This window comes from Marivirga sp. (genome assembly GCF_024636815.1).
In the GTDB taxonomy this organism is placed as follows: Bacteria; Bacteroidota; Bacteroidia; order Cytophagales; family Cyclobacteriaceae; genus Marivirga.
The window spans coordinates 1-11,548 of record NZ_JAGXGF010000217.1; the positions used below are offsets into that span (position 1 = coordinate 1).

Below are 11,548 nucleotides of genomic sequence, written 5' to 3' on the forward strand. Positions count from 1 at the left end.
AATTAATTCCTGGTTTAAAGGCTTGTTTTTAGTGATACTATCTTCAAATGAAGTGTAGACTAATTTATCATTTATAATTCCAGCCATTACGTTCTTCTCTCCTTTCATTAAGCCTTCTAGGGCTCCTAATCCCAATCGACTGGCAAGTATTCTATCCTGTGCACTAGGCGAGCCACCGCGCTGTATGTGCCCTAAAATGGAAACTTTAATATCTTTCTGTTTGATTTCTTTTTTCACTTTCTCGGCAATTTCCATTGCGTTGCCTTCTTCATCTCCCTCTGCTACTACTACAATTGAGGAGGTTTTATGACGAGCCCAACCTTCTTGTAAAGTACTGATTACTTCCTTGATACTTGTGGAGGTCTCTGGCACCATTACTAATTCAGCGCCCCCGCCAATACCTGACCGAATGGCTATATAACCAGAATCTCTCCCCATAACTTCTATAAAGAAAAGGCGATTATGAGAATCTGCGGTATCACGAATTTTATCTATTGCCCCTAAAGCTGTATTTACGGCAGTGTCAAATCCTATAGTATAATCGGTTCCATATAAATCATTGTCGATAGTACCTGGGGCACCAACAGTAGGAATACCATATTCATCAAAGAAAATTTTAGCTCCAGTGAACGTTCCATCACCACCAATGGTGATTAATCCTTCAATTCCTAACTTTTGTAAGTGATCATAAGCTTTTTTTCTACCTTCTTTGGTTTTGAATTCCTCACTTCTGGCGGATTTTAGAATAGTACCGCCTTTCTGAATGATATTACTAACAGAATGAGAATTCATCTTCACAATATCTCCTTCTATCATCCCGTCATAACCTCTATAAATTCCGTACATTTCTATTCCATGGTAAACGGCACCTCTTACAGCGGCTCTTAAACATGCATTCATGCCAGGAGCATCACCACCGGAGGTCATTATTGCTACTTTCTTCATTTATGACTTATTTTTAAGTAAAAATTTCAATCTTTGAAGTATTAATGATATAAATTCAATTTAATAATTTTTATTGCTCTATCACTTCAAAAACAAATTTAAAGTTGGAAAAGCAAGGCTGTTAATGCAAATAAAAAGCACTATATATTTGTTCTAATAATGAATTACTATTCACAATATGAAAATTAAAACTATTCCTTTTTTAAAGTTAACACCTATTCGTCAAGAGGTGAAAGCAGCTGTAAGTAATGTTTTAGATCGTGGTATATTTATAACCGGACCATATTTTGATATTTTTAAAAAGGAGTTTTCAGAATATTTAAAGCTTGATCATGTCATACCAACTGCAAATTGTACCGATGCTCTGGAGATAATTCTAAGAAGCTTGGGAGTTCAAAAGGGAGATGAAATTTTAACCACATCATTTAGCTGGTTTTCTGAGGCCTCAGTTATAAAATTAGTTGACGCAAAAGTGGTGTTTTGTGATATAGATATGGATCATTTTGGTATTAAGTTTTCAGAGTTGGAAGAGAAAATTTCCCCTAAAACGAAAGCAGTGATATTACCCCATTTATTTGGATTAATCCATCCTGAGATTGAAAAAATTGCTGCAATTTGCTCTGAAAAGGGTATTGTTTTGATTGAAGATTGTGCACAAGCCCACGGTGCTACTCTGGAAGGTAAAATTGCGGGTAATTTTGGTGATGTCAGCACTTTTAGTTTTTATCCCACCAAAAATTTGGGTGCTTTGGGGGATGCCGGTGCATTGGTTACTAACAATAAAGCTTTAGCAGAAAAATGCCACCTTTGGGCTAATTATGGAATGTTAACTCGAAATGAGCATGTGCAATTAGGAAGAAATAGCAGAATGGATGAAATGCAAGCTGCTGTTCTTACGGCAAAACTTCCTTTCCTTGATATTGAAAATAGAAAAAGGCAAAAGTTGGCTCAGATTTATTTCGATACACTTAAAGATATGGACTGTGTTTTACCATCTAATGTTGAAGGGCATGTATATCATCAATTTGTAATTAGGACTGATAGGAGGGATGAGCTTCAAAAATTTTTAATTACCAGGGGAATTGAAACCGATATTCATTATCCAAATGCTCTTTCTGATATGGAAGTATTCAAAACAGAGGAAAAATTTCCAAATGCTACTCTGGCTTCTAATACTGTACTTTCGCTGCCGATCCATCCCAATCATACAGTTGATGAAATTGAATATGTAGCAAACAATATTCAGGAATTTTTCAAAGATTAAATCTATCCCTTATTGGCTGAATTATTTTAGTGATTTCTTTAGAAGGTTTAAAGAACAACATTAAAGTGCCGAATATAATGATTGTTAGTAATGTTAAATAAGCAGTGTTTACGATAGGATTAGAGAATTGAGGGACAATACTTATTATGAAAAAACACAAAGCCGAAAGTGAAATGGTACTTAGAGTATGAATTGAAAAAGGCTGAAATTGTAATTTGTAGTAGATGTACACCATCTTAATCAAATTAAAAAAGAACATTGAAGCAAAAGTAGCTATGGCGGCTCCAATCAAGTCGTATTTCGGAATTAGCACAATATTTAAACCAATGGTTAATGCAGCTAATATCAGCACAAAATAGATGTTGCTTTTATAATGTTTCGATGAAATAATGATTTCAGCACTAACTCCAAATCCCATATTAATAAGCTTACTCAGTCCTATCAGAATAACTATTATTTTTCCACTGCTATATTCGTCTCCTTTAGGCATGATGGCATATATATTATCCAGATTGATCACCACAAGAAGGAAAACAAAGCTTCCCAGGATTAACTGATTGATACTACTCTGTTTGTAAATTTTTTTGACTTCATCTAGTCTTTCATTTTCGAATGCATTGGCAATTATGGCATCCGACATTTGGGAAATACTGCGCCTTGGGATTTCTATGACGGTCCCCATAAAAAAAGCAATGACGTAAATACCATTCTGTTCCAATCCTAGAAATCCAGTGACCATTAGTTGATCAATTTGTAAAACAATTACCGATCCCACAGCTCCAGCCATAATAAAGGTGGCGTATTTCATCATTTCTTTTACGAAGGATTTTTTCAATTGGAAAATTGAAAAGTTAAGTTTTAGTTGCCCTGTAAAGAGTAGTATTGAGATTAATAATAAAAGGGAGACAGCATAAGAAGCAACCGAAAGTCGTAAAAACCACTCAAAAGAGATGATTTCCAGGAAATATATGAATACCAGTAAACTGCTCAATATTCTAATCAAAAACTCCCTCATAAATGTAGGAATCACCACATTGAGTTGTGCTTTATAATAAGACTCAAATATGGTAATGTATACCATAATAGCAGCTAAAATGATGATGAGCCAGTACTGATGGATTAGTTCAGGTGCATTCTTTTCGAAAAAACTAAAAACCCATTGATCAATTAGTTGAAAAAGCCCTATAAATAAGGAAGTGGTAAGAAAGGCCATGATCAAAACGAAAGTAAAAAATCGCCCAGAAGAATTATGACCTTTATTAAACCTGGGAAAATATCTTATAGTACTTCTTGCCAATCCTAGTTGTGCAAATGGTGATAAGATGAGAGCCATTGAAATAATGGCTTTGGACAATCCTAATTCTTGCTTACTTAAAAATTCAGGAAAAAGGAATATCATATTAATAGCACCTACGACAACACCAATGTAGTTGATAATAGAGGCATAAGCACTTTGTTTGATGATAACTCCCACTTTTATAATTTAAACTAAGCTGAAATTTAATAAGATGAAATCAATAAACTGCTATTATACTTATGTTTTATCTGGATTGGAAATTCAATCCTAAGAAATATTTCTTTTAGCTAAAAATTTGATTGCTTAGCTTTGGAATATGGAGATGAATAATCAGAATATTAAACTTATAGAATGCCCGAGAGATGCTATGCAAGGTTTGCATGATTTTATACCTACGGAGCAAAAAATTAATTATATTAATCAATTGTTAAAAGTAGGATTTGATACCATTGATGCTGGTAGTTTTGTCTCACCTAAGGCTATTCCGCAAATGAGAGATAGCGCAGAAGTTTTCGATTCTATTGACTGGCAAAGCGCTACTTCAAAATTATTAGCAATTATTGCGAATCAAAGAGGGGCTTCTGATGCAGTGAAATTTAAACAAATTTCTTATTTAGGATATCCTTTATCTTTGTCCGAAACATTTCAACAGCGTAACACGAAGCGTTCCATTGCTACTGCTCTAGAAGATTTAAAAGAAATACAAGAGATGACAGTTGCACACAATAAAACTTTAGTGGTTTATCTTTCTATGGGCTTTGGAAACCCTTATGGAGACCCCTATGATGCAGGTTTTGTTCAAGAATTTGTAGAGAAGCTAGATAAGTTGGATGTAAAAGTAATTTCGCTCTCTGATACTATTGGAGTTTCAAATCCAAATAATATATCATGGATATTTGAACAATTAAGTCCTCAATATCCTCATATAGAGTTTGGTGCTCATTTGCACAGTAATCCTGCTACTATTTGGGAAAAACTAGAAGCAGCTTTTTCGTCAGGTTGTAGAAGGTTTGACGGAGCAATTAAAGGCTTTGGAGGCTGCCCTATGGCTAAGGATGATTTGGTTGGCAATATGGTGACAGAGGATATGGTAGCTTATTTTAATAATAAAAATATAGCATTAGGAATTAATCAAGAAGCATTTTCTGAGTCACAGAGATTAGCTTTGGAAGTTTTTCCTGCTAAGTAATTGGAGTTTCCTCATCCTAGTTTTAGGTGTTTACACTTAAAAGCCTTTTAATCGTTATGATAGCAATACTGAAAATTGGGGTGAAACTCCACAACATGGGAATAGGATACTAATAACTTGTAATAAAAAATGGGTGTGTAATTACTTTTACACACCCATTTTTATTTAAAAACCGTCTAAATCTTTTCTCAGATCATCATCATCAAAATCGAAATCCCCATCATCTTCTGCCTCATCTTCTTCTAAATTATCATCGATTTTAAATCGCCAAGTTTCATCGTCCTCGGTATCATTTAATTTGATGTCATCTGTATCGTCATCAAAAAAATCATCCTCGAGCTCATCGTAGTCCTTGTCATCATATTCGTCAAATTGAGCGAAATCCGATGCTTCGTTAAGTGCCATTTTATTATTTAATTTTATATGGCGAAATCTAATGTATTTTTAAATAAGTTGTATGAACTTTATGTGAAATAATTCTTAATATTTTTAACCTGCTTGGTCATCTTGTTTTTGTGTTCTTAAACTAAGCCTTCCTATACGGACAGCTAATGAGTTTTACTGATGATAATGTAAGACGACTGTTTTGGAGTTAATGGAGAATATTTATTTTTCAATCTTATAAGGCAGGAATTCATCAACATCGCCACTAAATTTGTGTACTTCACGAATAATGGTGGAACTGATGGCTGCATACTCAGGAGCCGTAATAAGGAAAACAGATTCCAATCCTTCATTTAAATACTTATTAACCTGAGCTATACTATTTTCATATTCAAAATCAGTAGTATTTCTTAAACCTCTTAATAAAAAGCCTGCACCAAGATCTCTCGCCAGATTTGAAGTTAATTTATTGTAAACGATAATGGATACTTTCGGCTGATCTTTGAAGGTTTCTTCGAGCTTATTGACCATTAAATCGATATCAAAATAACGATTTTGTTTTTTAGAATTATAGCCTATAGCAATTATGATTTCATCAAAAATCTTGAGTCCTCTTTGTACAATGTCGTGATGTCCCTTAGTAAAAGGGTCAAAAGATCCTGGAAATATTGCAATTCTTTTTGGCATAATCAGAGATTGAAGTAATTTCCGAATACATCAAAATATTGATGTTCAGCAATTTCATCAAATTTAAACCCAAAGTTCAATTTTTTTGTTCTATTCCCGGTTTTTAATGTTGGGAAGTCTTTTTGCAAAGCTTTAAAATGTGAGGAATCTTTTTTGATGAAGCCCCAAAGATTAATAACACCCTCTTTCTTTAAGATTTTGAACTCATTACATATCAGATTAATGTATCTGGTGTATTCTTCAAACTTTTGAATTTTGAAGGAATTGAAATATAGTAATTTGCCGTTATTGGTTACTGCAGCATGTAGGTAAAATCTGTCGATAAATAATGAAAGCTCATTTTCACTGGTAAAAGGAGGATTATATAAAACAGCATTTACTAACATACCACTTTGGTGTGTTACTTTTATTTTGCTATTCACATAAATTGAGCGAACAAATTTTAGAACTTCTTTTTGGTAAGTGAAAATATTAACAGAATCATTACTATTCACTTTATAATATCCTACTGATTCATTCTTCTCGACCTCACAATTCATTTTAAGAATTGCCCGAGCATTATCTTTAGAAAAATAAGATAGGGGAGAAAGGCAATATTTTGGTGTTTTAAAACATAATATTACTTCTTTCCAAAATCCTACCATCAATAGATGATGGGAATCAAAAAGTGCTTTTAGTACTTGCACTTTTTGATGCTCATCTGAAGTTTTATTTAAACTATAATCTTCAAGGATTAATACCCTATTTGATTTAATATCTATTATAGATACTTGAAGATCGCGGTCCCCTACCTCTAAGATCAAACAATATTGTTCGATCTTATCAATGGAGAATTTATCATCCTTGATCTTCCTTATAGGTTTAAAAACTTTTTCTGTTGTTATATCCAAAATACTATTCCCAGTTTCCTGATGTTGTAACTTCTGATCTAGAACCTACTCTCAATGCTTTTTCGTTATTATCTTCTTGTCTTTTAGGATTGATAGGATCAGGATCCTTAACTTCAAAAACATCAACTTTTACAGATCCTTTGATGATTTTATCAGCAAAGATTTCAAATTTCTTTTTACTACCCGGTTTGTAGGGTAATCTCTGTAAGTTGAAATCAGGAATATCAGAATAAAGTGAATCATAAACTGGAATGGTTCCTAAAGTGTCAATATTGATTACAACACTATCACCACCATATTCACGAGGAATAATTGTTTCTGATCTTTCTGTTAGGTAAAAATCGCCAGTATCAATAAAATTAATCAATTTGTCCCAATTACTAGTATACTGACCATTTACCCTTTGGTAAGCAATCATACCAGAACGAATTTGCTTTAATTTATTAATTACTCGAGCTTCTTCTCGCTTAATCTTCTTTTCTTGTTGAATGTCATAGGCAATGCTGTCTACAAAAAAGTAACCTATCACGATTGCTATCACGAAGAAAACTATTGATAAAATCTTTGTTTTACTCATCTTTTTATTTTTTTTCTCTATTTAGAAATTATTTTAAAACGCTATTTTATGGAATTATTCACAAATTTAAAATATCCTTTAAGATTTAAAACTTCTTGGGGTTTATTTATTCCAATAAACATGTTGTGTAAGTAGTCGCTTTCTGTGTTTAGTAACTTATTTTCATCAAAAAATACTAAATCGGTCAAAATTTGTTGTTTCCCCATTTCAGGATCTTTTCCCAATTTAAGAATTCCCCCCGTTTTTTCTACCTTAAAAAATAATTCAATTGCGTGAATTTTATCATTCATGAATTCATTAACAAATAATAGTTCATGAACTTTAATTTCTAATCCAGTTTCTTCAACAAATTCTCTTTTTAAATTTTTTTCAGCATCTCCATCAAATTCCATTCCGCCACCAGGTGGAGACCAAATAAATTCTTTTTTTCCTACACCTTCATGCTTCAAAAGTAAAATTTTCCTATTCTCTATTAAAATTCCACCAACTCTAACCCTAACTTTCCCACCAAATTTTTGATTGACACTTTCCTTTGCATTTGCAGTCATCAATATGCTTATATTTGTGAATTATTTGAAATTACACAAAATGCAGGAAAAAACAGCAACAAACGACTTTAAGTTAAGAGTAGAGAAATTTTTAGAACGTCAAGAGTTCATGAAGCATATTGGCTTCGATTTGTCCGTTATAGAAGAGGGGAGAACTGAAGGATGGCTTGACATAGAGAATATACACAAACAACAAAAAGGATTAGTCCATGGTGGAGTAACAGCTACAATAGCGGATATAGTAGCAGGTTTTGCTGCTTACACAACAGTGCCCGTTGATTGCCATGTGGTAACAGCTGAAATAAAAGTATCTTACTTTAAAGCCGGAATGGGAGAAAAATTGCATGCAATTGGCTATGTGATTAAAAAAGGAAGAAAATTAAATTTTTGTGAAGCAGAAATTTGGTCAGTAGAAGGTGAAAGCAGAAATTTAATCGCTAAAGCAACTACCACTATGGCAGTTATAACTCCACAAGATATCAACCATAAAATGAATGCCTAGTGCTTCCAGCATCATAAGGTCCAAATTTCCTTTTGAGCCTACTCCCGGTCAGTCTCAATTTTTTAAAGCTTTAGATCCTTTTTTTGAGCTTGAAGATGCTGATAGACCTATTTTGCTTCTTAAAGGTTACGCTGGAACAGGTAAGACCACTATAGTGAGTGCTTTAGTAAAATTTTTGCCATTATTTAATTATAAGTATGTTTTAATGGCGCCAACCGGGAGAGCAGCCAAAGTAATGAGTAATTATTCTAAAAGATTGGCTTTAACAATCCATAAGAAAATTTATCGTCAGACTTCCGAGGTGGGCAGTGGAGAGCCCAACTTTTCTTTACAGAAAAATTATCATGAAAAGACGCTATTTATTATCGATGAAGCCAGTATGCTTTCTGATGAAAAAGGCTTCGGAAACAGCAGCTTGCTGGATGATATCATTAGTTATGTTTTTCAAAATGAGGGCAATAAAATTTTATTTATTGGGGATGATGCGCAGTTACCGCCTGTCGGAAAGTTGAATAGTGCCGGTCTGGATGCTAATTTTTTAAAAAGCAATTATCGATCGGAAGTGATTGAGACTGTCCTAACTGAGGTAATGCGTCAAGCACAAAATTCGGGAATACTTCACAATGCAACTGTGCTTAGGGGTGAATTGTCAAAGAAAGAATTTAATATTCACTTTATTACCAATTCCTATAAAGACATTTTCAGAATGACAGGGGAGAGGCTGGAGGATGGTTTGCGATATGCTTATGATAAGTATGGGATAGAAAATACAGTTATTATCTGCAGGTCAAATAAAATGGCAGTGCAGTACAATGAATATATTAGACGCCAGATCCATTTTATGGAAGGTGAATTGGAAGCTGGAGATTTCCTGATGATCGTTAAGAATAACTATGTGTATCAAACTGAAGATACTCCCGGTGGGTTCCTGGCCAATGGCGATTTCATGGAAGTAGCAAAAGTTATCAATTTTGAAGAAATGTATGGATTACGTTTCGCAGATTTAGAAATCAGATTGACTGATTATGAAGACCATCCAAATTTACAAGTAAAAGTCATTCTTGATACATTACACTCCACCGGGCCATCTTTAAACAATGATGAATATAGAGATTTATACCATAAGGTTGCGGAAGATTATATGGATTTGGAAACCAAAGCAGAGCGCAAAGCTGCAATCAAAAAAGATCCATATCTCAATGCTTTACAAATTAAGTTTGCTTACGCTCTGACTTGTCATAAATCACAAGGAGGGCAATGGAGTGCGGTATTTGTAGATCAGGGTTATCTAACTGATGAGATGGTCAATAAAGAGTATATCCGATGGCTTTACACTGCTATTACCAGATCTACAGATGAATTATTTTTGGTGAATTTTCACTCAAAGTTTTTTTAATACTTTCATTTTTAGAATAAAAATGATTTCAAATTCATAATCTGTGTTTTTGGTATCATTTTTATTGAATTTTCGTAACTTTACTTATCGAATAAAATAAATATTTCAATTATGAAAAAGGCAATATTATTTTTCGCATCATTTTTTATTTTAGGTACTGCAATAGCGCAGAGCACTGAAAGTACAAATGGTCCTGAAATTACATTTGAAGAAAGCAATCATGACTTTGGTGATATTAGTCAAGGAGATGTAGTGGAGCATGTTTTTAAATTTGAAAATACAGGCAAACAGCCATTGATTATTTCAAATGTTAAAACAACTTGTGGTTGTACCGTACCTAGCTACCCTAGAGGTGAAGCTATTGCACCAGGGGCAAAAGGAGAAATTACTGTTAAATTTAACAGTAGAGGTAAAATGGGAAGACAAAATAAGATAATTAGAATTGTTTCTAATATTGGAGAAGAAAGAAGTGTTAGAATAACTACTAATGTTTTGCCAAAGGACTCTTAAAAATATTATTAAATAAAAAAAACAAAAGGCTGTTTCGATTGAAACAGCCTTTTTTATTAATTGGCAATTATGGTGCAGCCACCATAGTTAGTATTTATTTTTAGAGTTGTATTAATTTTATCAGATTGATTTCCAATTACACCACTATAAGCTTCATCAGACATATCTTTAACTTTTTTGGAGAAATTAAAGTTACTGCCCTCTGTTTTTAATTTACCGAAGGAATGTTTAGTGTCAAAGCCTAAATTAGCCCCTTTCTCTATTATAATTTCAGATTTGGAAAACTCTGTATCTAGCTGAAAGGATTTGATATCCTTGCTAACATGTTTTAATTTAATGGTCCCACTAGCATACTCTGCATCTAATTTGAAATTATCATAAAGTTCAGCTATGCTAATTTCCGAGAACTCCGCACTTCCATTGTAATTTGAAACAGTATTGATCAATAATTTACCATATTCCACATCAAAATTAATGGTTTTAATATTTCCAATCTCAATCTTTGAAAATTCTGCCTGAAGTTTCAATTCATTAGCTTCTTCCAACGTAAACGATTCAACATAATCCATTTCAAAATCCCCATTGGTGATAGATTCTATTTCGCCCTTACCAAATTCATGTGATAAATTCAGTTCACCTAAATTGCCAGCAGTTAAATTGCCGTATTCTAGATTGATGGTAGTGGAAGCTGAATAATCAGTCATAAAAATATTACCAAATTCATTGCTTAATGATAAGGGGTGACCATCAGGCATATTGATTTCATAGTTGATTTTAAAAGATTTTTTATGAAATGAAGATGAATTATGCGATTTTAAATCAGTTTTAATTGAAATAAGACTAGATGTTTCATTCATTTCTAAATCAACTTTATCTAATATTTTTTTAGATTCTTTTTCATCATATCCTTCCACATCAAGAGAGATTTTTACTGATATTGAGTTTTTATCCCAAACCGCTAAACTTATATTCCCGAAGTTATTCGATATTTCCAACTTGGTTGATTTACTAGCTGGCGTATATGACTTGTCCAAAATTTCATATTGCGCATTTTGAGCATATGAAATGGAGCTGTAAAAAAAACATACAGCAATTAATAATTTAGATAGATATTTCATTGTTTTCATTTTTATCGTTTTGACTATATTCCTGTATATCTTGCAAGATGCTCAGTTGTTGCTCGAGGACTTCTATTTGCATTTGTAAATTCTGAATCAAGGCATTTACTAACTGCGGATGCCCTCCTTGTTCTTTTACTTTAGCTTTTAGGTCCTCGTATTTTTTATTTAAGGATTTTAAATCCGTATTAACTTTAATATTCTTTTCTGTTGAAATAGTATTCACCAGTAGTGTTTTTTC

Annotated in this window: 13 protein-coding genes and 1 pseudogene; 5 read left to right on the forward strand and 9 right to left on the reverse strand. The window is 33.0% G+C overall.

The features are described from left to right. Window positions 1–945 (reverse strand): 6-phosphofructokinase (gene pfkA / locus Q0L29_RS15450; protein ID WP_296623081.1); only part of this gene is annotated, 945 nt, incomplete at its 3' end. A gap of 178 nt (window positions 946–1,123) precedes the next feature. Here pfkA and Q0L29_RS15455 point away from each other — a divergent pair. Further along, window positions 1,124–2,209: a DegT/DnrJ/EryC1/StrS aminotransferase family protein gene (locus tag Q0L29_RS15455; protein ID WP_296623082.1), complete on the forward strand. Its 1,086-nt coding sequence runs from the start codon at window positions 1,124–1,126 to the stop codon at window positions 2,207–2,209. Here Q0L29_RS15455 and Q0L29_RS15460 read toward each other — a convergent pair. Beyond that, complete coding sequence (locus Q0L29_RS15460) at window positions 2,199–3,683, reverse strand: lipopolysaccharide biosynthesis protein (RefSeq protein ID WP_296623083.1); 1,485 nt, start codon at window positions 3,681–3,683, stop codon at window positions 2,199–2,201. The two genes, Q0L29_RS15455 and Q0L29_RS15460, sit on opposite strands and share 11 nt — an antisense overlap. A 139-nt stretch (window positions 3,684–3,822) precedes the next feature. Here Q0L29_RS15460 and Q0L29_RS15465 point away from each other — a divergent pair, with 139 nt between their 5' ends. Further along, window positions 3,823–4,695, forward strand: coding sequence for a hydroxymethylglutaryl-CoA lyase (locus Q0L29_RS15465; RefSeq protein ID WP_296623085.1), 873 nt, complete (start codon window positions 3,823–3,825; stop codon window positions 4,693–4,695). A gap of 165 nt (window positions 4,696–4,860) precedes the next feature. Here Q0L29_RS15465 and Q0L29_RS15470 read toward each other — a convergent pair whose 3' ends face one another. The 5 genes from Q0L29_RS15470 to Q0L29_RS15490 form a co-directional block, all read right to left on the reverse strand. Next, complete coding sequence (locus tag Q0L29_RS15470) at window positions 4,861–5,100, reverse strand: hypothetical protein (protein WP_296623087.1); 240 nt, start codon at window positions 5,098–5,100, stop codon at window positions 4,861–4,863. A 201-nt stretch (window positions 5,101–5,301) separates the two neighbouring features. Next, a complete protein-coding gene (gene coaD, locus Q0L29_RS15475; protein WP_296623089.1) occupies window positions 5,302–5,766 on the reverse strand; it encodes a pantetheine-phosphate adenylyltransferase in 465 nt (154 codons plus the stop codon). A 2-nt stretch (window positions 5,767–5,768) separates the two neighbouring features. After that, window positions 5,769–6,656, reverse strand: coding sequence for a DUF3822 family protein (locus tag Q0L29_RS15480; RefSeq protein ID WP_296623091.1), 888 nt, complete (start codon window positions 6,654–6,656; stop codon window positions 5,769–5,771). A 4-nt stretch (window positions 6,657–6,660) separates the two neighbouring features. Further along, the gene (locus tag Q0L29_RS15485) at window positions 6,661–7,233 is read right to left on the reverse strand and encodes a hypothetical protein (RefSeq protein ID WP_296623092.1); all 573 of its coding nucleotides are present in this window, start codon (window positions 7,231–7,233) and stop codon (window positions 6,661–6,663) included. Between the two features lie 41 nt (window positions 7,234–7,274). After that, complete coding sequence (locus Q0L29_RS15490) at window positions 7,275–7,781, reverse strand: NUDIX domain-containing protein (RefSeq protein ID WP_296623094.1); 507 nt, start codon at window positions 7,779–7,781, stop codon at window positions 7,275–7,277. Between the two features lie 40 nt (window positions 7,782–7,821). On the opposite strand from Q0L29_RS15490, the gene Q0L29_RS15495 reads away from it, so the two are divergent. The 3 genes from Q0L29_RS15495 (at window position 7,822) to Q0L29_RS15505 (ending at window position 10,189) form a co-directional block, all read left to right on the forward strand. After that, complete coding sequence (locus tag Q0L29_RS15495) at window positions 7,822–8,283, forward strand: PaaI family thioesterase (RefSeq protein ID WP_296623096.1); 462 nt, start codon at window positions 7,822–7,824, stop codon at window positions 8,281–8,283. Then, window positions 8,276–9,679, forward strand: a complete 1,404-nt coding sequence (locus Q0L29_RS15500) for an ATP-dependent RecD-like DNA helicase (RefSeq protein WP_296623098.1) — start codon at window positions 8,276–8,278, stop codon at window positions 9,677–9,679. Before Q0L29_RS15495 ends, Q0L29_RS15500 begins: the two co-directional genes overlap by 8 nt. Window positions 9,680–9,790: 111 nt before the next feature. Continuing rightward, a complete protein-coding gene (locus Q0L29_RS15505; RefSeq protein ID WP_296623099.1) occupies window positions 9,791–10,189 on the forward strand; it encodes a DUF1573 domain-containing protein in 399 nt (132 codons plus the stop codon). A 56-nt stretch (window positions 10,190–10,245) separates the two neighbouring features. Here Q0L29_RS15505 and Q0L29_RS15510 read toward each other — a convergent pair whose 3' ends face one another. Both Q0L29_RS15510 and Q0L29_RS15515 read right to left on the reverse strand, forming a co-directional pair. Then, window positions 10,246–11,316: a hypothetical protein gene (locus Q0L29_RS15510; protein ID WP_296623101.1), complete on the reverse strand. Its 1,071-nt coding sequence runs from the start codon at window positions 11,314–11,316 to the stop codon at window positions 10,246–10,248. Continuing rightward, a pseudogene (locus tag Q0L29_RS15515) lies at window positions 11,291–11,548 on the reverse strand (hypothetical protein); the annotation flags it as partial. The pseudogene Q0L29_RS15515 and the gene Q0L29_RS15510, both read right to left, overlap by 26 nt.